This is a genomic window from Streptomyces sp. NPDC034670 (genome assembly GCF_055574875.1).
Genome location: NZ_JBVITR010000028.1, coordinates 35,448 through 61,238, shown reverse-complemented (window position 1 = coordinate 61,238; position 25,791 = coordinate 35,448). Strand labels below are relative to the sequence as shown.

Genomic DNA, 25,791 nt, shown 5'->3' with positions numbered 1-25,791 from the left:
GCCGCGTCAAAGGGAGGCTTATCCTCGAAGGGTGATCGAAGCCCGTCACCTGCGCGTGCTGCGCGCCGTGGCCACCACCGGTTCCTTCTCCGCCGCGGCGCGCGAACTGGGCTGCACCCAGCCCGCCGTCAGCCAGCAGATGAAGGCCCTGGAGGCCTCCGCCGGCACCCCCCTGCTCGTCCGCAGCGGCCGTGAGATGCGGCTGACGCAGGCCGGTGAGGCGCTGGTGCGGCACGCGGCCGGGATCCTCGCCGGGCTCACCGCCGCCGAGGAGGAGGTCGCCGCGATCGCCGGGCTGCGCGCGGGCCGGGTCCGGCTGGTCTCCTTCCCCAGCGGCAGCTCCACGCTCGTCCCGACGGCCCTCGCCGCCCTGCGCGGCGCCCACCCCGGCACCCGGGTCTCCCTGGAGGAGGCCGAGCCGCCCCGCTCCGTCGAGATGCTGCGCGAGGGGGACTGCGACGTGGCGCTCGCCTTCCGCTACGCGGGGGCGGCGGGCGCCGGGGAGTGGGACGACCTCGTCGTACGGCCGCTGCTGACGGACCGGCTCGTGGGGCTCGTGCCCGAGCGGCACCGGCTCGCGCACGCGGAGTCCGTCGCCATCGGCGAACTCGCCGACGAGCCGTGGATCGCCGGCTGTCCGCGCTGCCGGGGCCAGTTGGTCGAGGTGTGCGAGACGGCCGGCTTCACCCCCCGCATCGACTTCGCGACCGACGACTACCCGGCGGTCGCCGGTCTGGTCGGGGCCGGGCTCGGGGTCGCCGTCCTGCCGCAGCTCGCCGTCGAGTCCGTACGTCCCAGGGGGGTGCGCACCGTCGCCCTGGAGCCCGCCGTGCGGCGGGAGATCGTCGCTCTCACCCTTCCCGACCTCGCGCAGGTGCCGGCGGTCTCCGCGACGCTGGACCAGCTGGCGCGGGCGGCGGGCCGGTAGCCCGGACCGGGAACGGCGGATCCGCCCCCGCGTGACGGCCGGTGACCGGGGCGGGAAAGGGCGGGGGCACGCGCACGTGCCCCGGGTCCTGCAAGGGCACGTGCACGTGCCCCGGGTTCTACAGAAACGTTCCTTCAGGTGCTCGAAGCGGCGTGCCCGCCGGCCGCCGACGCCGACACCAGCCTGTTGCGCGCCCGTCCCATCAGTTCCTCGCGCTCGTCCTCGGTCAGTCCGCCCCACACGCCGTACGGCTCGCGTACCGCCAGCGCGTGGGCGGCGCACTCGGCGCGCACCGGGCACCTCATGCAGACCTCTTTGGCCGAGTTCTCACGGGCGCTGCGAGCCGCGCCCCGCTCGCCCTCCGGGTGGAAGAAGAGCGAGCTGTCCACCCCGCGGCACGCAGCAAGGAGCTGCCAGTCCCACAGGTCCGCGTTCGGTCCGGGAAGGCGGGAGAAATCTGCCATTGCGTGACCCCTTGTAGCCGTTCTGGGCGGATCCGGTGTCCACGACCGTACAACTACGATCCAAGGAGATGAAAATATGACTCATTGCGAATCTAGCCGCAGACACCAACGAAGGGGAAGAAAAGGGGCTGAATGGGGCACGGGTTGCGGCGAAAGTTCGCGGGTCCGCCGCGCGTGCCCGCTTCGTGTCCGACTCCTCACGTAGAGTGCCGAAGATGGCAGACGGCCCCGTAACTCTTTCGAGTGACCGTCGTTGAGAGTGCGAGGCGGTTGAAGGAACAAGCGCTCGGGCAGGCGTCCGAGACGGTCGACCGCACAGGTGACGATTTCGTACCAGCCTGGAGGCTCAAGGTGACGCGCATCAGCTGCGGAGGGCGGCCATGACTTCCGTCCTCGTCTGCGACGACTCCCCGCTCGCCCGAGAGGCGCTCCGCCGCGCGGTCGCGACCGTGCCCGGCGTCGAGCGCGTGACGACGGCCGCCAACGGCGAGGAAGTCCTCCGCCGCTGGGGAGCCGATCGCTCGGATCTGATTCTGATGGATGTACGCATGCCCGGCCTGGGCGGCGTCGAGACCGTCCGGCGGCTGCTGTCCGCCGACCCCGGAGCGCGCATCATCATGCTCACCGTCGCCGAGGACCTCGACGGCGTGGCGCTCGCGGTGGCCGCCGGTGCCCGCGGCTACCTGCACAAGGACGCGTCCCGCGCGGAACTGCGCGCCACGGTCACGCAGGCCCTCGCCGACCCGACCTGGCGGCTCGCCCCGCGCCGGCTGCGCTCCGCCGAGATGGGCGCCGCGCCCACGCTCACCGCGCGGGAGATCCAGGTCCTCGAAGGCATGAGCCACGGCCGCTCCAACGCCGAGATCGGCCGGGAGCTGTTCCTCTCCGAGGACACCGTCAAGACGCACGCGCGGCGGCTGTTCAAGAAGCTCGGCGCCTCGGACCGGGCCCACGCGGTGGCGCTCGGTTTCCGATGGGGCCTCGTGCGCTAGGGCCCGGCCGGCGGATCAGGTCGCAGGAAGGCCACGGTGCCTTGTCAGCGCGGGTGAACGGGGACCGGTGCGTCCGGCCGCGAGGCGGAGGAGGGAGCCGGCGCGGCGGGGTTCCCCCCTCGCCGGAGCCGCTCGGGTCCGCCGAGGGCTCGGGGCGGTCGGCGACCGGCGACGACGCGGCGGAGGGGCGTGCCGCCCCCCGTGTCCGCGACGGGATCCACCGGGCGGGCCCCGGGCCCGTCCCCCGGACCGGACCGGCCCCGGCGCACGGCGCCGGACGGCGGCCGGCGGGCGGGGGCACGCGGACGCCGCCGCCCGGGCCGGACACCTGCGGGGCGACGCCTCCGCCCGGGGCGCGCACGCGCGGAGCGGACCCGGCCGCGGGCGGCCCCGCCGGCGCGGGCCGCCCGCCCGGACGCGAGCCGCGGCACGGCGGGGCGGACCCCCGGCCGCGCGGACCCGGACCGGTCCGGACGACGGCTCCCGGGGCCGGCCGCGCGCCCCGCGGAAGGAGCGCCGGCGACCCGGCCCACCCGGGCACCGGCGGTGGCCGGAGGGTGCCCCCTGCTTGTTTCGCCGCGGATGACGCATCCTTGAGGTGTGGAGTTCCTCGGGGACGAGTCGGTCGAGCGGGAGGGGAGGGCGCAGGGGATGAGTTCCGGCGCACCTGCTCATAACGCTTCGGTGCACAACACGGGACGCGGTGCCGCGGACCCGGGATCCGCAGGGCACCATGGACCGATGCGCGACGACGAGGCGGGCACTGCCCGGGGGGCGATCGGGGCGCTCGTCCACCGCGCCGTCGACGGGGACGAGCAGGCCACGCACGACCTGCTGGCCCACGTCCACCCCCTGGCGCTGCGCTACTGCCGCACCCGCCTGTCCCGGCTCCCGGGTGACGCCCGGCACTTCGTCGAGGACCTGGCCCAGGAGGTCTGCGTCGCGGTGCTCCTCGCACTGCCCCGGTACAAGGACACCGGGCGGCCCTTCGAGGCGTTCGTCTTCGCCATCGCCGCGCACAAGGTCGCCGACCTGCAGCGCGCGGCGATGCGGCACCCCGGCTCCACGGCGGTGCCCTCCGACGAGATGCCCGAGCGCCCCGACGACTCCCTCGGCCCGGAGGAGCGCGCCCTGCTCAGCAGCGATGCCGAGTGGGCCAAGAAGCTGCTGGCCAACCTGCCCGAGAACCAGCGGGAGCTGCTGCTGCTGCGCATCGCCGTGGGCCTCACCGCGGAGGAGACCGGACAGATGTTGGGTATGTCACCCGGCGCGGTCCGGGTGGCCCAGCACCGTGCGCTGAACCGGCTGCGCGCGCTGGCGGAACAGTGACCGCCGGCGCCCCGCCCCCCAGCTGTTGAACGGGCGGGAGGTACGCCCGTACGAACATACGAAGCCCGGAGCCGTGCATGATCGTGGAATGAGACGCCTCCGCTTCCCGTTAGCATGGACATCCGCACCGATCAAGGCCATTTGGGGAAGGTGTCATGACTGCCAACGTCGACGGAGTGCCCGGTAAATTCGCGACACTCGGGCTGACCTACGACGACGTGCTGCTGCTGCCGGGCGCGTCGGAAGTGCTCCCCAACGCGGTCGACACCTCGTCCCGCATCTCCCGCAACGTGCGGGTCAACATCCCGCTGCTGTCCGCCGCCATGGACAAGGTCACCGAGTCGCGCATGGCGATCGCGATGGCCCGCCAGGGCGGCGTCGGCGTGCTGCACCGCAACCTCTCGATCGAGGACCAGGTCAACCAGGTCGACCTGGTGAAGCGGTCCGAGTCCGGGATGGTCACGGACCCGATCACGGTGCACCCGGACGCGACGCTCGCCGAGGCCGACGCCCTGTGCGCCAAGTTCCGCATCAGCGGCGTCCCGGTGACCGACGGCAACGGCAAGCTGCTCGGCATCGTCACCAACCGCGACATGGCCTTCGAGACCGACCGCTCCCGCCAGGTGCGCGAGGTCATGACCCCCATGCCGCTGGTGACCGGCACGGTCGGCATCTCCGGCCCCGACGCCATGGGGCTGCTGCGCCGCCACAAGATCGAGAAGCTTCCGCTGGTCGACGACGAGGGCGTGCTCAAGGGCCTGATCACCGTCAAGGACTTCGTGAAGGCGGAGCAGTACCCGAACGCCGCCAAGGACGCCGAGGGCCGTCTGCTCGTCGGTGCCGCGGTGGGCGCCAGCCCGGAGGCCCTGGAGCGGGCCCAGGCGCTCGCCGAGGCCGGGGTGGACTTCCTGGTCGTCGACACCTCGCACGGCCACAACCGCAACGCCCTCAACTGGATGTCCAAGATCAAGTCGAGCGTGGGCGTCGACGTGATCGGCGGCAACGTCGCCACCCGCGACGGGGCGCAGGCGCTGATCGACGCCGGTGTGGACGGCATCAAGGTGGGCGTCGGCCCGGGCTCCATCTGCACCACGCGCGTGGTCGCCGGCATCGGCGTCCCGCAGGTCACGGCCATCTACGAGGCCTCCCTCGCGGCCCGTCCGGCCGGCATCCCGGTGATCGGCGACGGCGGTCTGCAGTACTCCGGCGACATCGGCAAGGCCCTCGCCGCCGGCGCCGACACGGTGATGCTGGGCAGCCTGCTGGCGGGCTGCGAGGAGTCGCCGGGCGAGCTGATGTTCATCAACGGCAAGCAGTTCAAGTCGTACCGCGGCATGGGCTCCCTGGGCGCCATGCAGTCGCGCGGCCAGGGCAGGTCGTACTCGAAGGACCGCTACTTCCAGGCGGACGTGGCCTCCGACGACAAGCTCGTCCCCGAGGGCGTCGAGGGCCAGGTGCCCTACCGCGGCCCGCTCTCCAACGTGCTGCACCAGCTCGTCGGCGGCCTGCGGCAGACCATGGGCTACGTGGGCGCCGCCACCATCGAGGAGATGGAGTCCAAGGGCCGCTTCGTGCGGATCACCTCGGCGGGCCTGAAGGAGAGCCACCCCCACGACATCCAGATGACGGTCGAGGCGCCGAACTACAGCAAGCAGTGAACCGCGGCGAGCGGTAGCGCGCAGGAGCGGCGGCGACGCGCGCGCGGGGACACGCCCGCGCGTGCCGTGCTCCCGCGAAGGGCGGTCCCGGTGACTCCGGGACCGCCCTCGCCGTCGTCCGGGGCGGTGTCCGCCGCGGCCGTCGGGGATACTGGAAGGCGCTGCAACGCATCAGGGAAAGGCCACAGACGTGACTGAGATCGAGATCGGGCGCGGCAAGCGCGGCCGCCGGGCGTACGCCTTCGACGACATCGCGGTCGTCCCCAGCCGCCGTACGCGGGACCCGAAGGAGGTCTCGATCGCCTGGCAGATCGACGCCTACCGGTTCGAGCTGCCGTTCCTGGCCGCTCCCATGGACTCGGTGGTCTCGCCGGCCACGGCGATCCGCATCGGTGAGCTCGGCGGCCTCGGCGTGCTGAACCTCGAGGGCCTGTGGACGCGCTACGAGGACCCGCAGCCGCTGCTGGACGAGATCGTCGGACTGCCCGCCGAGGCGGCCACCCGCCGCCTCCAGGAGATCTACACCGCTCCCGTCAAGGAGGAGCTGATCGGGCAGCGCATCAAGGAGGTGCGCGACGCGGGCGTGGTCACCGCCGCCGCGCTCTCCCCGCAGCGCACCGCCCAGTTCTCCAAGGCCGTCGTCGACGCGGGCGTGGACATCTTCGTCATCCGCGGTACGACGGTCTCGGCGGAGCACGTCTCCTCCTCGCACGAGCCGCTGAACCTGAAGCAGTTCATCTACGAACTCGACGTGCCCGTGATCGTCGGCGGCTGCGCCACCTACACGGCGGCCCTGCACCTGATGCGCACCGGCGCGGCCGGCGTGCTGGTCGGCTTCGGCGGCGGCGCCGCGCACACCACGCGCAACGTGCTCGGCATCCAGGTCCCGATGGCCACCGCGGTCGCCGACGTGGCCGCCGCCCGCCGCGACTACATGGACGAGTCCGGCGGCCGGTACGTGCACGTGATCGCGGACGGCGGCGTCGGCTGGTCCGGCGACCTGCCCAAGGCGATCGCCTGCGGAGCCGACGCGGTGATGATGGGCTCCCCGCTCGCCCGCGCGACCGACGGCCCGGGCAGGGGCAACCACTGGGGCATGGAGGCGGTCAACGAGGAACTGCCGCGCGGCAAGAAGGTCGACCTCGGCACGGTCGGCACCCTGGAGGAGATCCTCACCGGCCCGTCCCACACGCCCGACGGCTCGATGAACCTCTTCGGCGCCCTGCGCCGCGCGATGGCCACCACCGGCTACAGCGAGCTGAAGGAGTTCCAGCGCGTCGAGGTGACGGTGGCGGACTCGCAGCACCGGCGGTGATCCTCCCGCGCCGCGGGAAGGGGCCGGTCACCCGGACGGGGTGACCGGCCCCTGCGCGTGCGGGGGCGGGGGCGCCCGTGGGACGCCACCGCGAGCCCGTCCGCTGGGACCGGATCCGTCTTCGGGCGGTGAAGTGCCGGAGGAGCGGTGAAGTGCCGGAGGAGGTGGACCCCGCGGACCTTCGGACGGTGAGCGGCCGCCCCCACGAAGACCGGGGGCGGACACCCGTGCGTCCTCCCGGAGCCTGCCGCAGCCGGCCCCTGCGGTGGGCTCCACCGGTTGCCCGACGGTACCGGCGCCGCGGCCCGGTCACCACCGGCCCCGGGGCACGGCCCCGCTCCGGGCGCCCCCGCTCACAACCGGTGCGCCACCCCCGTGGGCGTCGCCCCCCGCGTGTCCAGCAGCAGCTGGGCCTTCACCGACAGGCCCTGCAGGTCGTAGGTGCGGTGCGGCTGGAGCAGGATCGTCAGGTCGGCGTCGGCGGCGGCCTCGTAGAGGGAGTCGGCGCGGGGGAGCGGGCGGTCGAGGACGCTCCAGGCCGGCACGTGCGGGTCGTGGTAGCTGACGGACGCGCCGAGCTCCATCAGCCGGAGCGCGATCTCCTGGGCGGGGGAGCCCTGCAGGTCGGCGAGGTCGGCCTTGTAGGTGACGCCGAGGAGGAGCACGCGGGCGCCCCGCGCGGACTTGCCGTGCTCGTTGAGGAGCGCGGCGGCGCGCTGGACGACGTAGTGCGGCATCCGGCCGTTGACCTGCTGGGCGAGTTCCGCCATGCGCAGGGTGCGGCCCGTGTGGGCGGTCAGGTCCTGGGGCACGGTGTGGCCGCCGACGCCGGGGCCGGGGCGGAAGGCGAGGAAGCCGAAGGGCTTGGTCTCCGCGCAGCGGATGACGTCCCACAGGTCGACGCCCAGGTCGTGGCAGAGCACGGCCATCTCGTTGACGAGGGCGATGTTGACGTGCCGGAAGTTGGCCTCCAGCAGCTGCACGGTCTCCGCCTCGCGCGGGCCCCGCGCGCGGACCACCTTGTCGGTGAGCCGTCCGTAGAAGGCGGCGGCCGACTCGGTGCAGGCGGGGGTGAGGCCGCCGATGACCTTCGGGGTGTTGGCGGGGGTGAAGTCGCGGTTGCCGGGGTCGACGCGGCTGGGGGAGTGGGCGAGGTGGAAGTCGCGGCCCGCGCGGAGTCCCGAGCCCGACTCGAGCAGGCGCAGGAGGGGGCCCTCCGTCGTCCCGGGGAGCACGGGGGACTCGAGGATCACCGTGGTGTGCGGGCGCAGCCGGGCGGCGAGCGTGCGGGCGGCCGTCTCGACCTGGCTCAGGTCCGGCCCACCGTCCGTGCCGCGCGGGGCCGGTGCGCAGATGACCGCGGTGCGCACCCGGCCGAGCTCGGCGGCGTTGGTCGTCGTGCGGAAGCCCTGGGCGAGCATGCGGCGCTGTTCGGCGGGGGTGAGGAAGCCCGCCTCGGGGCCGGTCCGGTAACCGATGGTGGGGATGCCGGCGGCGACGGCGGCCTGGGCCAGGGGCAGGCCGTACGGTCCGAGTCCGATGACGGCGAGATCTGCGGGCATGGCGTGGGCCGTCCTTCCCAGTAGCCGAAGCGGGACAGGTGCGCAAGCCCTGTGGACAGGACGGGCGAGCGCAATGTCAGACTAGGAGTAAATATGACCGATATGTGGGATTGATCGGCCGAGTTTCGGTGAGTCGTCCCGCGAGTCGTCCACAGGTGGGGGCGCGTGGTGGCCGAAGTCGGGCAAGCCGGTCAGAATTCGGGCATGAGTGAGGGGGACCGGGCTTCGCCCGACGGGCGCGGCCCACGCGACCGATGAGCGGGAGGCAGCGGTGAGGACAGCGGCACTGGGGCCGGCGCAGCGCGCCGAGGCACTCGCGTCCATGGCCGAGCACGAACTGGACGTGTTGGTGGTGGGCGGCGGTGTGGTCGGCGCGGGCACCGCGCTCGACGCCGCGACCCGCGGCCTGTCCACGGGGCTGGTCGAGGCGCGTGACTGGGCGTCGGGCACCTCCAGCCGGTCCAGCAAGCTGATCCACGGCGGCCTGCGGTACCTGGAGATGCTCGACTTCGCGCTCGTGCGGGAGGCGTTGAAGGAACGCGGCCTGCTGCTGGAGCGGATGGCCCCGCACCTGGTGCGGCCGGTGCCGTTCCTGTACCCGTTGCGGCACAGGGGCTGGGAGCGGCTGTACGCCGGGTCGGGCGTCGCGCTCTACGACGCCATGTCGATGGCCCGCGGCCACGGGCGGGGCCTGCCCCTGCACCGTCACCTGAGCCGCCGTCACGCGCTGCGGACCGCCCCCTGCTTGAAGAAGGACGCGCTGGTCGGCGCGTTGCAGTACTACGACGCCCAGGTGGACGACGCCCGGTTCGTGGCGACGCTCGTGCGCACGGCCGCGGCGTACGGCGCGCAGGCCGCCAACCGGGCGCGGGTGACCGGTTTCCTGCGCGAGGGCGAACGGGTCGTCGGCGCCCGGGTGCAGGACGTCGAGGGCGGCGGCGAGTACGAGGTCCGCGCCCGGCAGGTCGTCAACGCCACCGGCGTGTGGACCGACGACACCCAGGCGATGGTCGGGGAGCGGGGGCGGTTCCACGTCCGGGCCTCCAAGGGCATCCACCTGGTCGTCCCCAAGGACCGCATCCACTCCACGACCGGTCTCGTCCTGCGCACCGAGAAGTCCGTGCTGTTCGTCATCCCCTGGGGCCGGCACTGGATCGTCGGGACCACGGACACCGACTGGGACCTCGACAAGGCGCACCCGGCCGCGTCCAGCGCGGACATCGACTACCTGCTGGAACACGTCAACTCGGTGCTCGCGGTCCCGCTCACCCGGGACGACGTCGAGGGCGTGTACGCCGGCCTGAGGCCCCTGCTCGCGGGGGAGTCGGACGCCACCAGCAAGCTGTCGCGCGAGCACACCGTGGCCCATCCCGTGCCGGGGCTCGTCGTGGTGGCGGGCGGCAAGTACACGACGTACCGGGTCATGGCCGAGGACGCGGTGGACGCGGCGGTGCACGGCCTCGACCTGCGCGTCGCCGACTGCGTCACCGAGGACACGCCGCTGGTGGGCGCCGAGGGGTACCGGGCGCTGTGGAACGCGCGGGCGCGGATCGCCGCGCGCGCCGGACTGCACACGGTGCGGGTGGAGCACCTGCTCAACCGCTACGGGACGATGGCGCAGGAGGTCCTGGACCTCATCGCCTCGGACCCCTCGCTGGGCGAGCCGCTGCAGGCCGCCGACGACTACCTGCGCGCCGAGGTCGTCCATGCCGCCTCGCACGAGGGGGCGCGGCACCTGGACGACGTGCTGACGCGGCGCACCCGCATCTCGATCGAGACGTTCGACCGGGGGACGCGCAGCGCGCGGGAGGCCGCCGAACTGATGGCCCCGGTGCTGGGCTGGGGCGAGGACCAGATCGAGCGCGAGGTGCGGCACTACGAGAAGCGGGTCGAGGCCGAACGGGAGTCGCAGCGGCAGCCCGACGACCTGACGGCGGACGCGGCACGCCTGGGGGCCCCGGACATCGTGCCGTTGTAGGAGCCGGCCCGGAGCACCCGCATCACTCGAACGGGTGCGGCGAGTCGGGATCTCCGTCCGTCATCCGGTCGTTCCACGGGTGCGGGGCGGAACTTAGCCGCGGGCGCGGCGGGTTCGGGGCCGGAGTGCGCCCCCGTGCCCGTGGCGACCCGGAAGGTGAGGGCGCGCCGGCCGTCCCGCGCGGGGACGGCGGCTCACCGCCGGGAGGGCGGAACGAGGGGCGCACGGGAACGGCCGGGAGGGCTCGGAACGGCGGCGCCCCGGCTCCCGCATCGCCGGAGTCCCACCGCGCGGGCGGGCGGAACCACGCCTTCGTCCGGGCTCCGCGCACCCGGGGCCCGGCACACCGCCAGAGGCACCCTGGGCGTCGACCACTTGTCGGGTGAGGGACAATGAAGGCTCTGTCAGGGCGGGTTGCATGAGGGGACGCATGTCGGAGGCGGAGCGGGCGGGGACATCCCGTCAGAACAAGGGCGCACGTCTCCTCGCCGGGCGGTACCGGCTGGGAGACGTGCTCGGCCGCGGCGGCATGGGGACGGTGTGGCGGGCCGAGGACGAGACCCTGGGCCGTACCGTCGCCGTCAAGGAGCTCCGGTTCCCGGCGAACATCGACGAGGAGGAGAAGCGGCGGCTGATCACGCGGACGCTGCGCGAGGCCAAGGCCATCGCGCGGATCCGCAACAACAGCGCCGTGACCGTCTTCGACGTGGTCCAGGAGGACGACCGGCCCTGGATCGTGATGGAACTCGTCGAGGGCAAGTCGCTCGCCGAGGCCATCCGGGAGGACGGCCTGCTGGAGCCGAAGCGCGCCGCCGAGGTCGGGCTGGCCGTGCTCGACGTGCTGCGCTCCGCGCACCGCGAGGGCATCCTGCACCGCGACGTGAAGCCGTCGAACGTGCTGATCGCCGACGACGGCCGGGTGGTGCTCACCGACTTCGGCATCGCCCAGGTCGAGGGCGACCCGTCCATCACCTCGACCGGCATGCTGGTCGGCGCGCCCTCCTACATCTCCCCGGAGCGGGCCCGCGGGCACAAGCCGGGCCCGGCGGCCGACCTGTGGTCGCTCGGCGGGCTGCTGTACGCGGCGGTGGAGGGATCGCCGCCGTACGACAAGGGATCCGCGATCGCGACGCTCACGGCGGTGATGACCGAGCCGCTCGAGGAGCCGAAGAACGCGGGACCGCTCCGGGACGTCATCCACGGGCTGCTCACCAAGGACCCCGCCCAGCGGCTCGACGACGCCGGGGCCCGGGCGATGCTGAACGCCGTCATCCACGCGCCGGAGACCGGATCGGGGCCCGCGGACGCGACGAAGGTCGTGCCGCTGCCGGAGCAGCCCGGTGGGCGGGGCGACGCCGGGAGCGGGCAGGGCGAGGAGCCCGGGGAGAGGCTGCGGGGCGCGCTGCGCTCCGTGCGGAAGGCGGCCGCGGTCGCCGGTTCGGCCGGAGCGGCGGCCACGACCCGCGCCAAGTCCGGCGGTGCGAGCGCGTCTTCGGGAACCGGCGGGGCCGCCGGCTCCCGGGCGGCGGGGGCGTCGTCCGCCTCCGCCCCGGCCACGGCGCGGACGACCGCGCAGAACGCGCCGGCCCCGGGCGGGCGGAGTTCGGGATGGCCGGTGATGACGCCGCCGGACCTGCCGGCGAGGCCCGTGCCGAAGGCGTCGCTCACCGACGTCGTGCCGCGGCGGACGCTGGTGATCATCGCGGTGGCCGTGGTGCTCGCCGTCCTCGGCGCCGTGCTGTTCTTCACGCTCGGCGGTGACGACGAGAAGGGCCAGGGGGCGAAGGGGAACGGCGGGGTCGTCGCGAGCGAGACGCCGAGCGCGGACACCAGGAGCGACGAGGGCGACGGCACCCGCACCGACGGCACGGCGAGCGAACCGGCGGGCGGGGAGGCCGGTTCGGCGACGGGCCCCTCGGAGACCGGCGACGGAGCGGGCGGCTCCGGCGACTCCGACGCCCCGGCGGACCCGGACGGCTCCGCCGGGGACGGCGGCGCCCCGGTGAAGGTGACGCACCAGGGGAAGCAGGGGTACTCGATCGGTCTGCCCGAGGGCTGGAAGTACCGGTCGACGGGGAGCGCCGGGGACCGGTTCACCGGGCCCGACGGACAGAAGCTGCTCGTCGCCTGGACGTCCACCCCGAAGGACGACCCCGTGGCGGACTGGAAGAACCAGGAACGCTACATGGTGCGTTCGCAGTACCGGAAGATCCGCATCGAGGGGGTGGAGTACCGGGGGTGGAACACGGCCGACTGGGAGTTCACCTACGTGGAGAGCGGGACGAAGTACCGGACCATCGACCGGGGGTTCGTCGTCGACGGCCGGGTCGGCTACGCGCTGATGTACACGGCCGAGGCCGACCGGTGGGACGACGAGCTGCGCAAGGACACCTGGCGGACGCTGACGGAGTCGTTCCGACCCAGGTCCTGAGCATGAGCGGGACGGAGAAGGGGAAAGGAGATGTGGCATCCCCTCTCTGCGGGTTGCCTCCGGCACGTATCGTGAGTGCTCGCGGACCGTACGAAGCCGGAACGGCCCGTTGGGCGAACGGAACTGACCGACCGTACGGCCGGGGGAGGCAACGTGGAGGACTACGCGGGACGGGTGCTCGCCGACCGCTACCGCCTGCCGCTGCCGCCCTCCGACGCGTACGAACTCACCGAGACGCCCGCCTTCGACACCTACAGCGGCCAGGAGGTCCTGGTCCGGCAGATCCCGCTGCCGGAGGTCGTCGAGGCCGAGGTGCTCGACGCGGAGGGACTGCCCGACGGTTTCACGGCCCGTGACGGGGGCGCGCGACGCGGCCCCGGGCCCGCGGGCGTGCGGCGGCCCACCGACCCGGTCGTGCGGCGCGCGGTCGAGGCCGCGCAGGCGGCGGCCGCCCTTCCCGACCATCCGCGGCTGGACCAGGTCTTCGACGTGTTCGCGGAGGGCGGTTCGCTGTGGATCGTCAGCGAGCTGGTGGCCGCGCGTCCGCTGGCGGCCCTGCTCGCGGAGAAACCGCTGTCCCCGTACCGGGCCGCGGAGGTCGCCTCCGACGTGCTGACGGCCCTGCGGGTGCTGCACTCCCACGGCTGGGTGCACCGCAACATCACCGCGCGCACCGTGCTCGTCTGCGACGACGGCCGGGTGATGCTGACCGGTCTCGCGGTCGGCGCGGCGGAGGAGGCGCTGTGCGGCTACGACCCGGTGCCGGCCCCGGACGAGGAGCCCGGTGGAGGGGCCGGCGAGCGGCCGGGGGCGGTCGGGGCCCTGGGTCCGGTGGCGCCCGCGGGGACGCCGGACCCGGGGCGCGGCCCGTCCTGGCCACCCGGGTTCGCCGCACCCCACGACCCCGACGCCGCACGCCGGGCCGCCATCGAGGCCCGGGCCGGCCGGCTGCCCTCGGGCGGGACGGACACGGCGGGCGGCGGCTCCGCCGCGGCTGCCCCGCGGGCCCTGGACAGCGCGGGGGACGTGCGGGCGGCTCGGGCGGGCGCGATCGCCGCGTACCGGGCGGGCGCCCGTGCCGCCGCCCGGGTGCAGGAGGCCCGGCAGAACGGACGGGCCGCCCTGCCCGGAGCCCGGCCCGCCCCCGAGGGCGACGTCCCGGCCCCCGCCCCGCACGGCCGCGGCGCCGCGCCGTCGCCGTACGTCCCGGAGCAGGGCGTCGGGGGCGCGGACCGGGCGGCCGGCGCGGCCGCGCCGGGGCGGACGGCCGACCCCTACGGCGTGGGCGCCGTGGCGGCCGGCCGCGGCCTCGAACCCGCGGCCGACGTGCCGGGGCCCGGCACGGCCGCCCCGCCCGCCCGGTGGGACGACCCGGTGGCCCGCCCGCCCGCGCACCGCGGTCCGGCCACCGCGCTGGCCGCCGAGCGGGCGCGGCAGACCCGGATGGCCGTCGTCGGGCCCGTGACGGAGCGGTGGGCGCCGGAGCAGGCCGGTCCCGTGCACGAGAACTGGCAGCTGGCCGCACCGATCGGGCCCGCGACCGACCTGTGGGCGCTGGGCGCGCTGCTGTTCCGGGCGGTCCAGGGGCACGCGCCGTACCCGGAGGAGTCGACGGCCGAGCTGGTGCAGATGGTGTGCGCCGAGCCGCCCGCGTTCGCCGAGGAGTGCGGACCGCTGCGGCCGGTCGTGGAGTCGCTGCTGCGTCAGGACCCCACCGAACGGCCCGACTTCGAGGAACTGCGCGGCTGGCTGCGCTCGCTGGTGCGGTCGGCGCCCGAACCGGAGGCCGGCCTGCACGTCATCACGGCGCCGCCCGTCGACGCGAGCCGGCTGCCGGTCGTACGGCGGCGGGGCGAGCTGGTGCGCAGGCGGCGCGCCGGACTGCCCGCGCACCACGGACGGCACAAGCGCGCCAGGAAGCGGGAGCGTTCACCGCGCCGGCTGGGCCGCACCCTGCTCCTGCTGGTGCTGCTCGCCATGGCCGCGGCGATCGCGTACGCCGTGCTGTTCCTGCCGAAGGCCGGCGAGGAGACCCCGGGCACGGCCGACCGCACCGGAGCGACCGGTGAGAACCGGGCCCCGGGCACCGACGGCGGGGCGGCGGACGGCCGGACCTCGCCGGAGCCGGGCGGCGGCTCCGGGGACGGCTCGAAGGAGCCCTCCGGGGCGGCCCCCGGGGAGTCGTCCGCCTCCACCGGGGCGCAGACCACCGGACCCGGGGCCGCCGACGGCTTCACGCTGCGCGAGGACCCCGAGGGTTTCCGGGTCGCCGTCGCCGAGGGCTGGGCGCGCACCGGGAAGAACGGCAGCGGCCAGGTCGTCTACTCCCGGGGCGCCTTCGAGCTCATCGTCGTACCCGGCCGGGACAGCGCGGCGCGGTACGGCAGCGACCCCATGGCCTACCAGCGGGACGACGAGCGCGAACTCCAGCCGTACCGCGACTCCAGCTGGGCCACCTCCACCGGTCTGAAGACCATCGAGGTGGGCGGACGGACCATGGCCGAGGGGCAGTTCACCTGGACCGGCGGCGACGGTGAGGAACTGTACGTCCGCAACCTCGCGGCGCTGATCGACGGCCGCTACCACGTGGTGCAGGTGCGCGGGCCCGAGGCCGAACGGGACGAGGTGACGCGGCTGTTCGAGCAGGCCGCGGCGACCTACCGGTTCACCGGCTGACGGCCCCTCACCACGGGTCCCCGCGTGTTCCCGCCCGGCCGCGCGCACGCTTCGGCCGTCTCCCGCCTCCCACGGCGGCGACCATCACAGTGCGGTCTCCATGGCACCCCGTCGGTTCCCCGGAGCGAAGCGGGTACTTACCCTGGCCCTGTCAAGAACATTGCGGGGCAACGTGAATCAGATGCAGGGCCTGCTCGTGGCGGGCCGCTACCGGCTCGGCGACGCCATCGGCAGCGGTGGCATGGGCCGGGTATGGCGTGCGCACGACGAGGTGCTGCACCGGTCCGTCGCCGTCAAGGAACTGACCGCCGCGCTCTACGTCCCCGACGGCGAGCGGGCCGTGCTGCTGGCGCGCACCCGCGCGGAGGCGCGGGCGGCCGCGCGGATCAACCACTCCGCCGTCGTCACGGTGCACGACGTGCTGGAGCACGACGGCCGGCCGTGGATCGTGATGGAGCTGGTCGAGGGCCGTTCGCTGGCCGACGCGGTGGAGGAGCGGGAGCGCGTCGAGCCCCGCGAGGCCGCGCGCGTCGGCCTGTGGGTGCTGCGCGCGCTGCGCGCCGCGCACACCGCCGGCGTGCTGCACCGCGACGTCAAGCCCGGCAACGTCCTGCTCGGCCGGGACGGCCGGGTGCTGCTCACCGACTTCGGCATCGCGCAGATCGACGGCGACGCGGCCATCACCCGCACCGGGGAGGTCGTCGGATCGGTCGACTACCTCGCGCCCGAGAGGGTGCGCGGCCACGACCCCGGCCCCTCCTCCGACCTGTGGGCGCTCGGCGTGACGCTGCACACGGCGGTGGAGGGCCGATCGCCGTTCCGCCGCACCTCGCCGCTGACCACCATGCAGGCGATCGTCGAGGAGGAGGCCCCCGAACCGCTCCACGCCGGCCCGCTCGCACCCGTCATCGGGGCGCTCCTGCGCAAGGATCCGGCCGACCGGCCCGACGCGGCCGAGACCGAGCGGATGCTCGCCGAGGCGGCGCAGGGACGCCGGCCGGACCCGCCACGGGCGCACGCGCCGACGCGGCCCGTCGCCGCTCACCCGCCGGTGCCGCGCGGGACCCGGCCGGACACCTCCCTGCCCCCGCAGGTCCCGATGGTGACCGGCCCCACGGCCGTGCACCCGCCGCGTCCGCCGGCCGGAGCCGCGCCCCGCCGCCGGGGACGCCTGGTCGCGCTGGTCGTCGCCCTGGCCGCGATCGTCGGCGGCGGGACCGCGGTGGTGCTGCAGCAGGGGGACGAGGGCGGGGGCGGCGCCGCCGCGGCCGCCTCCGGCACCCCGGCCGCGTCCGGCACCGCGGGCAGCGGGCCCCCGGACGGCCTCCCGGAGGGCTGGGTGCGCCGCACCGACCCCTACGGCTTCAGCGTCGCCCTGCCCGGTGAGGACTGGGAGCGCGTCGTCTTCGACGAGGAGACCCGGCAGGTCGACTACACGCCCGACGGCGGCAGGCACTTCCTGCGCATCGCCGCCGACGACTCGCCCGACTTCGACGACCCGTACGAGCACCTGAGCGACCTGGACCAGCAGATAGGGCAGCGCCTGGTCGACTACCGGCGGGTGGGCCTGGAGCGCCGCGTCTACCGGGACCGCGAGAGCGCCCGGCTGGAGTACACCTGGACCGCGCTGGCCAAGGACACCGACTTCCCGGGGCCGTACCGGGCGGTGGACCAGATGTACCTCTCGCGGGACGGCACCGAGTACGCGCTCTACATGGCCGGGCCGGCCGAGGACTGGGCCACGACCGGCCGGCAGTTCGAGACGGTGCTGCGGAGCTGGCGCGAGCCCTGAGCCCCCCGGGCCCCGGCCCTGCGTCCCCCGCCCCCCGGGCCTCCCGAACCCGCTGCGCCCCGGGCGCGCCCGCGGTGTGCGCGTACGCGCCCCGCTTGGCCGAATCACCGGCCGGAAGGGACGCATCCGGTGGGGCATGATGGGCCCATGGGGACCGAGGGGGACACCGAGAACGGGACCGCACGGCCCAACGCCCGTGTCATCGCGGGCCGTTACCGTCTGGAGGCGATGCTCGGACGCGGCGGCATGGGGGTGGTGTGGCGGGCCACCGACCAACTGCTCGGGCGCGGCGTCGCCGTCAAGGAACTCCCCCTGGACGAGACGCTCTCCGCGGCGGAGGCCCGGCGGCAGCGGGAACGCACCCTGCGCGAGGCGCGGGCCCTCGCGCAGCTGAGCCACCCGCACATCATCGTCGTCCACGACGTGGTGGAGGACGACGAACGCCCGTACATCGTGCTGGAGCTGATCGACGGCGGCTCGCTCGCCGACCGCATCGCCGAGCACGGCCCGGTCGACGCCGCCGAGGCCGCCCGGATCGGCGTCGAGCTGCTCGGCGCGCTGCGGGCCGCCCACGCGGCCGGTGTCCTGCACCGCGATCTCAAACCCGCCAACGTCCTGCTGGAGGACGGCACCGGCCGGGTCGTCCTCACCGACTTCGGCATCGCCCGGGTCACGGGCTCCGCCACGCTCACCGAGACCGGCTCGTTCGTCGGCTCGCCCGAGTACACCGCCCCCGAGCGGATGTCCGGCGCCAGGACGGGGCCGGAGTCCGACCTGTGGTCGCTGGGCGCGCTGCTGTGCGCGGCGCTCAGCGGCGAGTCGCCGTTCCGGCGCGACTCGCTCGGCGGTGTGCTCCACGCGGTCGTGACCGACGAGATACGGCCACCCGCCGAGGCCGGGCCGATCCTGCCCGTCGTACGCGGCCTGCTGGAGCGCGACCCCGACCGGCGGCTGGACGCGGACCGGGCCGAACGGATGCTGCGGGCCTTCCGCGAGACCGGCCGCACGCCGCAGTCCGCGCCGCCCGGGCCGCCGCCGTCCGAGCGGGGCCCGTCCTTCCGGCGGCCCCCGGCGCGGCGGGCGAAGGAGGAGGGGCGGCCGCCGGGCTTCCCCCCGGAGCAGGCCGCGCGGCGGCCGCCCACCCGCAGCGTGCTCGTGGCCGCGCTGGCGGTCGCCGCGATGGCGGGAGCGGGCGTCTCCGCGGCGGCGCTGCTCCTGCAGGACCGGGGCGGCGACGGGGGCGGCACACCGGCCAGCACGGCGCCGGGGACCCCCGTGAGTCCGTCGCCCTCGGTGTCCCGGACCCCGCCGCGGGCCCCCTCGCCCGCCCCCACGGCGACCGCTTCCACCTCCCCGGCCGCGTGACCCCGGATCCGCGAAACACCGTAAAAGGGAGATAGGTCCCGGCGGGGGTCACGGGTCTGTGACCGGTGCGGGCCCTGGGTGGATACGCGACAGCATGGCGCGATATGGATGGGTCATGAGCAACGATGGGGGAGCCCGCCACGGGGCCGACGAGCCCACCAGTTTCGCACTGCAACCACCGAACCCGCCCGCCGTGCCGCACCCCGGCAATCCGTACGCGGCGCCCACGCAGGTGGTTCCGCAGCAGGCGCAGGGCCCGGGATCCGTGCCGGACCGGTCCCGGCCCGACGCCCCGGCGCACCCCCGGCCCCCCGCGCAGCCAGGGACCCAGCCGTCCCCCGAGCCCGGCACCGGGCGGCTCATCGCCGGCCGCTACCGGCTGCTCGCCAAGCTCGGGCACGGAGGCATGGGCACGGTGTGGCGGGCCAAGGACGAGACGGTGGACCGCGAGGTCGCCGTCAAGGAACCCCGGGTCCCGGACCACCTTCCGGAACGCGAACGCTCCAACGCCTTCGAGCGGATGCGCCGCGAGGCCCGGGCCGCCGCCCGGCTCGACCACCCGGCGGTGGTCAACGTGCACGACGTCGCGGTCGTGGACGGCCGGCCGTGGATCGTGATGGAACTGGTCCAGGGCCGTTCGCTGGGCGCCGTCCTGCAGGAGGAGGGCACCCTCTCCGCGCGCGAGGCCGCCCGGGTCGGCCTCGAGGTGCTCGGCGCGCTGGAGGCCGCGCACGCGGCGGGCATCCTGCACCGCGACGTGAAGCCGGACAACGTGCTGCTCGGCCGGTACGACCGGGTCGTCCTCACCGACTTCGGCATCGCTCAGATCGAGGGCGAGACCAACCTGACCGACACCGGCGGCTTCGTCGGTTCCCCCGAGTACATCGCGCCCGAGCGGGTGCTGGGCCAGCGGCCCGGTCCCGCCTGCGACCTGTGGTCGCTCGGGGTGGTGCTGTACGCGGCCACGGAAGGCGTCTCGCCGTTCCGCCGCAGCAACACCCCCGCCACGCTCCAGTCCGTCCTCAACGCCACGCCCGCGCCGCCCGCCTCCGCGCAGGGACCGCTGGCCGAGGTCATCAACGGCCTGCTGCAGAAGGACCCGGCGCGGCGTCCGGACGCCGCCCGGGTCCGTGTCCTGCTGGAGGCGGCGGCCAACCCGCCCGAGCCGCAGCCCACGCGGGTCGTCCACGTCCCCGTCCCCGGCGCCGGCGGCAAGGGCGTCCGGCTCGGCCGCAAGGCGCTGACCGGGCTCGGCGCGGCGGTCGTGGCCGGTGCGGTGGCCGCGTACCTGGTGGTCGCCGACCCCTTCGCGGGCCCGCTGCCGGAGGGCTGGAAGACCCACCGGGAGAAGGACGTCGCGGCGACCGTGGCGGTGCCGCAGGACTACCAGCGGTCCGTGCCCGACCGGAAGTCGGACCGGGGGCACTGGGTCCGGTACACCGACTGGAGCGGCGGCATCTGGATCGGCCTGACGCTCGACAGGAAGGCCGAGGACACCGGCAACGCCATCGCCGGCTCCGCCGACGCGGAGATGTACGACGACGACGCCGAGTTCAAGGAGAGGGGGAACTACGCCCTCGACATGCCGGCGGACCCGGAGCCGGAGACCGAGCCGCGGCCGAACCTCACCTACCGGGGGGAGAAGGCCGCCGAGAACACCGTCGTCTACACCACCGACGACAGCCGGGACCCCCGCCCCCGCGAGATGCGGATCTTCTACTACAGGACCGGCGAGGGCGACATGTACAAGCTCACCGTCAGCTACCCGGGCAAGGGCGACTTCACGGAGCGCGGGCGCGAGGTGGCCAGGACGGTGATCGAGAACCTGGACGTCGACGAGCCCTGAACCGGCCCGCCCGGACCCGGGTGCCGCGCCGGCCCGCCCGGGCGCGTCCCCGGGGAGGCGACGGCGGCGGGCGGGGGAGCCCGCGACCGGCCCGAGACCGGAAAGTAGTGATCCGCAACGCCGGTCACCGTCAACGCCCTGATCAGGGCGTTCGTTGCCAGCGTTCACTGGCGCGGTGCGAGCGGTCGGTGAATCTGTTACCGACGGGTACACAAAGTGTTCGCCCGGGCATACCCTGCGGCTCATGACGGACGCGCAGACCCGGGAAACGACCGGCACCAACCCCCTCGCCCCCGCCCCGGAGGGCGCCCGCACCGCCGCCGACGTGGTCACCCCCGACCTGGTGGCCCGGCTCACCAAGGGAGTCATCGGCTCCGGACGCACCGCCAACCACACGCCGTTCACCGGCGAGAAGCTGGCCGACCTGCCCGAGTCCACGCCGGAGGACGTGGAGCGGGCGTTCGAGGCGGCCCGCGCCGCCCAGACCGTGTGGGCGCGGACCCCGGTGCGCCGGCGCGCGGCCGTCCTCCTCCGCTTCCATGACCTCCTGCTGGAGCGCCAGGCCGAGGTGCTCGACCTGATCCAGCTGGAGACCGGCAAGGCCCGCCTGCACGCCCACGAGGAGGTGCAGGCCGTCGCCGTCGCCGCCCGTCACTACGGCCGCCGGGCCGCCGCGTACCTGAGGCCCCGGCGGCACGCGGGCGCGATGCCGGCGCTGACCAGGACCGTCGAGCTGCGCCACCCCCGGGGCGTGATCGGGCAGATCGTCCCCTGGAACTACCCCCTCGAACTGTCCGTCGGCGACGCGCTGCCCGCCCTGGTCGCGGGCAACGCGGTCGTCATGAAGCCCGACACCGAGTCCTGCCTGACCGCCCTGTGGGCCCGCGACCTGCTGATCGAGGCCGGACTGCCCGCCGACGTCCTGCAGGCCGTCGTCGGCCTCGGCCCCGTCGTCGGACCCGAGGTCGTCAAGCGCGGCGACTACGTCTCCTTCACCGGGTCCACGCGCACCGGCCGCGAGGTCGCCACGGTCGCGGCCGACCGCCTGGTCGGCGTCTCCCTCGAACTGGGCGGCAAGAACGCCATGGTGGTCCTGGAGGACGCGGACGTCGAGAAGGCGGCGGCCGGCGCCGTGCGCGCCTGCTTCTCCTCCGCCGGCCAGCTGTGCATCTCCATCGAGCGGCTGTACGTCCACGAGTCGATCGCCGACGCCTTCCTCGACCGCTTCGCGGCCCGCACGCGGGCGATGCGGCTGGGCGGTGCGCTGGCCTACGGCGCGGACATGGGGTCGCTGGTCAGCGGGCACCAGCTGGAGACCGTGAAGCGGCACGTGGAGGACGCCGTCGCCCAGGGCGCGCGCATCGTCGCCGGCGGTACGGCCCGTCCCGACGTCGGCCCGTTCTTCTACGAGCCGACCATCCTCGAGGGCGTCACGGACACCATGACCCTGTGCTGCGAGGAGACCTTCGGCCCGGTCGTCTCCGTCTACCGCTTCACCACCGACGACGAGGCGGTCGAGCGGGTCAACTCCACCCCGTACGGCCTGAACTCCTCGGTCTGGACGAGGAACGCCCGGCGCGGCCACGCGATCGCCGCCCGGCTGCGCACCGGCACCGTGAACATCAACGAGGGCTACGCGTCCGCGTACGGCAGCGTCCAGTCGCCCATGGGCGGCATGAAGGAGTCCGGACTCGGCCGCCGGCACGGCTCCGAGGGCATCCTCAAGTACACCGAGGCCCAGACCGTCGCCCACCAGCGGCTGCTGCCGATGGCCCCCTCGCTCGGCATGGACGACGAGAAGTACGCGGCGTTCATGAGCCGGAGCCTGCGCCTGATGAAGGCATTCCGCTTCCGCTAGTTCCGCTGGTTCCGCTTCCACCGGTTCCGGTTCCGGTTCCGTCGGTTCCGCCGGGCCGCCCCCGCACCGAGGCCTTCGACGAGGAGAGCACGTGTCACAGGAGAACTCCGTCCACGAACCGGACGACGACGCCGCGTACGACTACGACGTCATCGTCGTCGGCTCCGGCTTCGGCGGGTCGGTCTCGGCCCTGCGCCTGACCGAGAAGGGCTACCGCGTCGGCGTCCTGGAGGCGGGCCGCCGCTTCACCCGTGAGTCCCTGCCGAGGAACTCCTGGGACCTGAAGAACTACCTGTGGGCGCCCAGGCTCGGCATGTACGGCATCCAGCGCATCCACCTGCTGGGCAACGTCATGGTCCTGGCCGGCGCGGGCGTCGGCGGCGGCTCCCTCAACTACGCCAACACCCTGTACGTCCCGCCCGAGCCCTTCTTCCGGGACCCGCAGTGGCGGGACATCACCGACTGGCAGGAGGAGCTGAGGCCGTACTACGACCAGGCGCGGCGCATGCTCGGCGTCCGGCTCAACCCGACGACGACCCCGTCGGACGTGCACCTGAGGGCGGCGGCCGAGCGGATGGGCGTGGGCGACACCTTCCACATGGCCCCGGTGGGCGTCTTCTTCGGGGACGGCGAGGACGCCGACGGGTCGGTACGGGCGAAGCCGGGACAGGAGGTGCCCGACCCGTACTTCGGCGGGGCCGGGCCGTCGCGGCGGGCCTGCGCCGAGTGCGGCGAGTGCATGACCGGCTGCCGGCACGGCGCGAAGAACACCCTCAACGAGAACTACCTCCACCTCGCCGAGAAGGCGGGCGCGGTCGTCCACCCGATGACGACGGTGGTGTCGGTGACGGAGGACCCGCGGGGCGGCCACGCCGTCGTCACGGTCCCGACCGGCAACCGCCGCAAGGGGAAGGGCCGCACCTTCCGGGCCCGCCGGGTCGTCCTGGCCGCCGGCACGTACGGCACCCAGACGCTGCTGCACCGCATGAAGGCGGACGGCCGGCTGCCGCGCCTGTCGGACCGGCTGGGCGAGCTGACCCGCACCAACTCCGAGGCGCTCGTCGGCGCCCAGACCGACGACCGCCGCTACCGCAGGGCGACCGGCGCGCCGAGGGCGGACTTCACCCGCGGCGTGGCCATCACGTCCTCGATCCACCCGGACGAGAACACCCACATCGAGCCGGTCCGCTACGGCCGCGGCTCCAACGCGATGGGCGCCCTGTCCATCCTCCAGGTCCCCTACGCGGGCAGTGGTTCGGGCGCGGCCAGGGTGCTCGGCTGGCTGGGCAACGCGGCGAGGCACCCCTGGCTGCTGCTCCGCTCCCTCTCCAACCGGCGCTGGTCGGAGCGGACCATCATCGGCCTGGTGATGCAGTCGCTGGACAACTCCCTGACGACCCACCTGAAGCCGTCCGGGGTCGGCCGCGGCCTGCTCACCGCCCGGCAGGGGCACGGCGCGCCCAACCCCCAGCAGATCAAGGCGGCCACGGACGGCGCGTCCGCGCTGGCGGCCGAGATCAACGGCTTCGCGGGCTCCAACGTCGGTGAGCTGGTGGGGATGCCGCTGACCGCCCACTTCCTGGGCGGCTGCCCGATCGGGGCCTCCCGCGAGAGCGGCGTGATCGATCCGTACCACCGCCTCTACGGCCACCCCGGCATCTCGGTCGTGGACGGGGCCGCGGTCTCGGCGAACCTGGGGGTGAACCCGTCCCTGACCATCACGGCGCAGGCCGAGCGGGCGATGTCGTACTGGCCCAACAAGGGCGAGGCCGACCCGCGCCCGGAGCAGGACGCCCCCTACCGGCGCCTCCAGCCGGTCGAGCCGAAGTCCCCGGCGGTCCCGGCGGGCGCGTTCGGCGCGCTGAGGCTGCCGTTCCTGGGAGTACCGGCGGTGCCGCCGAAGAAGCAGCCGGAGGCGTGAGGAAGCGGGCGGGGAAAGGAAGGAGGACCTGGGCCCCCCTCCGGGCCCAGGTCCTCCTCCCTCGTCCTGCTGTCCTGCGCGATGCCTCGCGCGGAGCGCGGTCAGGCGTCGTTACGCCTCCACACCGGCCTTGCGCCGGCGCACCACGAACACCGCCCCGGCACCGGCCACGACGGCGGCACCGCCGACCAGGCCGATCATCGGAAGGGCGGAGTTGGAACCGGTCTCGGCGAGGGTGCCGGTGACCTTCGGCGTGTCGGCGGCCGGCTTCTTGTTCGTGACCGGAGCCTTGCCGCCCACCTGCGGCTTGGTGCCGTCGGTCTTCGTGCCGGCGGAGACGATCTGGAACCGGTGGGACAGGGAGCCGTAGCCGGTGCACTCGCCGTCGGCGTCGCCGTAGATCGTCGCGCCGAGCGTGAAGCCGGCGCCGACCGGAGCGGAAGCCTTCACGTTGAGGCGCATCGGGATGTTGACCTGGTACTCCGGCTCGAGCTCGTCGGTGTAGCCGATGTAGCCCACCGCGTAGCCCTCCTCGTCGAGGTTCTCCCAGGCCTCGGTGTCGGGGTTCCACGCCTGGAGCTGGACGTGCTTGCTCCGGAACAGGTCCACGCCGTCCGCGTCGGAGGAGGCGCCGGCGAAGAAGTCCAGGTCCTGGAGGGTGGAGCCGGAGCTGTTCGTCACGTTCAGCGAGAACTTGTGCCAGCCGCTGCCCACGGCGATCTTGCCGGGCAGACCGGTGATGCTGACGTCGACCTTGGTGTCCGCGCACAGGGACGGCTCGGGGTCCGGGGACTCCGACTCCTCCGGTGCGGAGGTGCTGGGCGCGGGGCTGCTCGGGGACGGGGAGGTGTCCGTCTCCGGGGCCGACTCGGTCGCGGAGGCGCTGGGGGTGGCCTCGCCGGTCGGCTCGGCCGACTCCGTCGGCTCGGTGGATTCGGTGGTGGTCGGGACGGGAGACGGCTCGTCCGTCTTGTCCGCCTCGTCCGTCTCGTTGCCGGCCGGGGACTCGGTCGCGGTGACGCTCGGAGCCGGCGCGGAGTCGGTCGCGTACGCGGCCGGGGCCGCGAGGAGCGCGACGGGGGCTATCACTGCCGTCGCGGCCGCTGCGGCCATGGCGCGGCGAAGCTTCATGAAGACCTCGGAAAGTCCGTGTGCCGCGGGGTGCGGCACGGGGTGGGCGGCGCCTCCGTATGGGGCGCACGTGTGTGGTCCGTGAGGATTCAGTGAGTTCGATCAACAACGCGTTCGAATGGTTGTCCCGCACTTCACAGAATTCTTATGTGAGCTGGATCACTCTTCCGGGGCCGACGTCGCCACCCGCGTCCGGGACCGGCCCCGGACGGCATGCGAAGGGCCCCGCGGGGCGGGACCGCGGGGCCCTTCGTCTCGTCGGCACCGGTGTCAGGGCGGCAGCGGTGCCCGGGAGCGGCGCCCGGGGGGCGGCGCCGCTGGTCTCGTCCGCGGGCGCGGACCGGCGCAGTGGTCCGCGAGGGGTTCGGGACGCTGCGGGGGCCTGCGCGTCGCGCCCGGCGGGTGCGCCCGCCGCGATCGCCGGGCCCGGACGCGCACGGTTCCCGGCGGCCGGCTCCGGGCGTCCCCGGAGCCGGCCGTTCTCCGGTGACCGGGCTGCTGTCCCCTGCCGCCCGGTCACTTCCCGGAGCGAGGTCCCACGACGT

Annotated in this window: 16 protein-coding genes; 13 read left to right on the top strand and 3 right to left on the bottom strand. The window is 74.5% G+C overall.

The window, feature by feature from the left end; all coding sequences use genetic code 11:
- Positions 1-31 precede the first annotated feature (31 nt).
- Positions 32-928, top strand: coding sequence for a LysR family transcriptional regulator (locus ACZ56B_RS19515; RefSeq protein ID WP_468791601.1), 897 nt, complete (start codon positions 32-34; stop codon positions 926-928).
- A 134-nt stretch (positions 929-1,062) separates the two neighbouring features.
- Here the strand turns inward: ACZ56B_RS19515 and ACZ56B_RS19510 are convergent, their stop codons facing one another.
- Entirely contained in the window at positions 1,063-1,392 is a 330-nt protein-coding gene (locus tag ACZ56B_RS19510) for a WhiB family transcriptional regulator (RefSeq protein WP_004984385.1), read from the bottom strand.
- Between the two features lie 380 nt (positions 1,393-1,772).
- Here ACZ56B_RS19510 and ACZ56B_RS19505 point away from each other — a divergent pair, with 380 nt between their 5' ends.
- The 4 genes from ACZ56B_RS19505 (at position 1,773) to ACZ56B_RS19490 (ending at position 6,686) form a co-directional block, all read left to right on the top strand.
- Positions 1,773-2,384 (top strand): response regulator transcription factor, encoded by a 612-nt coding sequence (locus ACZ56B_RS19505; RefSeq protein ID WP_003948568.1) that lies wholly within the window; start codon positions 1,773-1,775, stop codon positions 2,382-2,384.
- 741 nt (positions 2,385-3,125) lie between these two features.
- Complete coding sequence (locus ACZ56B_RS19500; RefSeq protein ID WP_468791597.1) at positions 3,126-3,713, top strand: sigma-70 family RNA polymerase sigma factor; 588 nt, start codon at positions 3,126-3,128, stop codon at positions 3,711-3,713.
- A 155-nt stretch (positions 3,714-3,868) separates the two neighbouring features.
- On the top strand, positions 3,869-5,371 hold the full coding sequence (gene guaB / locus ACZ56B_RS19495) for an IMP dehydrogenase (RefSeq protein ID WP_468791594.1): 1,503 nt from the start codon (positions 3,869-3,871) through the stop codon (positions 5,369-5,371).
- 190 nt (positions 5,372-5,561) lie between these two features.
- Positions 5,562-6,686 carry a GuaB3 family IMP dehydrogenase-related protein gene (locus tag ACZ56B_RS19490; protein WP_468791591.1) on the top strand — a complete coding sequence of 375 codons (1,125 nt, stop codon included), beginning with the start codon at positions 5,562-5,564 and terminating at the stop codon, positions 6,684-6,686.
- Between the two features lie 353 nt (positions 6,687-7,039).
- Here ACZ56B_RS19490 and ACZ56B_RS19485 read toward each other — a convergent pair whose 3' ends face one another.
- A complete protein-coding gene (locus ACZ56B_RS19485) occupies positions 7,040-8,248 on the bottom strand; it encodes a nucleotide sugar dehydrogenase (RefSeq protein ID WP_468791588.1) in 1,209 nt (402 codons plus the stop codon).
- Between the two features lie 271 nt (positions 8,249-8,519).
- On the opposite strand from ACZ56B_RS19485, the gene ACZ56B_RS19480 reads away from it, so the two are divergent.
- The 8 genes from ACZ56B_RS19480 (at position 8,520) to ACZ56B_RS19445 (ending at position 24,115) form a co-directional block, all read left to right on the top strand.
- Complete coding sequence (locus ACZ56B_RS19480; RefSeq protein WP_468791585.1) at positions 8,520-10,226, top strand: glycerol-3-phosphate dehydrogenase/oxidase; 1,707 nt, start codon at positions 8,520-8,522, stop codon at positions 10,224-10,226.
- Between the two features lie 430 nt (positions 10,227-10,656).
- Positions 10,657-12,657 (top strand): serine/threonine-protein kinase, encoded by a 2,001-nt coding sequence (locus ACZ56B_RS19475; protein WP_468791582.1) that lies wholly within the window; start codon positions 10,657-10,659, stop codon positions 12,655-12,657.
- Positions 12,658-12,810: 153 nt separating this feature from the next.
- Entirely contained in the window at positions 12,811-15,333 is a 2,523-nt protein-coding gene (locus tag ACZ56B_RS19470; protein ID WP_468791579.1) for a protein kinase domain-containing protein, read from the top strand.
- Between the two features lie 181 nt (positions 15,334-15,514).
- Complete coding sequence (locus tag ACZ56B_RS19465; protein WP_468791687.1) at positions 15,515-17,125, top strand: serine/threonine-protein kinase; 1,611 nt, start codon at positions 15,515-15,517, stop codon at positions 17,123-17,125.
- A 147-nt stretch (positions 17,126-17,272) separates the two neighbouring features.
- Positions 17,273-18,490, top strand: coding sequence for a serine/threonine-protein kinase (locus tag ACZ56B_RS19460; RefSeq protein ID WP_468791576.1), 1,218 nt, complete (start codon positions 17,273-17,275; stop codon positions 18,488-18,490).
- A 115-nt stretch (positions 18,491-18,605) separates the two neighbouring features.
- Positions 18,606-20,336, top strand: a complete 1,731-nt coding sequence (locus ACZ56B_RS19455; protein WP_468791573.1) for a serine/threonine-protein kinase — start codon at positions 18,606-18,608, stop codon at positions 20,334-20,336.
- Between the two features lie 244 nt (positions 20,337-20,580).
- Complete coding sequence (locus tag ACZ56B_RS19450; protein WP_468791571.1) at positions 20,581-22,194, top strand: succinic semialdehyde dehydrogenase; 1,614 nt, start codon at positions 20,581-20,583, stop codon at positions 22,192-22,194.
- Positions 22,195-22,285: 91 nt separating this feature from the next.
- A complete protein-coding gene (locus ACZ56B_RS19445) occupies positions 22,286-24,115 on the top strand; it encodes a GMC family oxidoreductase N-terminal domain-containing protein (protein WP_468791569.1) in 1,830 nt (609 codons plus the stop codon).
- A 111-nt stretch (positions 24,116-24,226) separates the two neighbouring features.
- Here the strand turns inward: ACZ56B_RS19445 and ACZ56B_RS19440 are convergent, their stop codons facing one another.
- The gene (locus ACZ56B_RS19440; RefSeq protein ID WP_468791566.1) at positions 24,227-25,246 is read right to left on the bottom strand and encodes an LAETG motif-containing sortase-dependent surface protein; all 1,020 of its coding nucleotides are present in this window, start codon (positions 25,244-25,246) and stop codon (positions 24,227-24,229) included.
- Positions 25,247-25,791 lie beyond the last annotated feature (545 nt).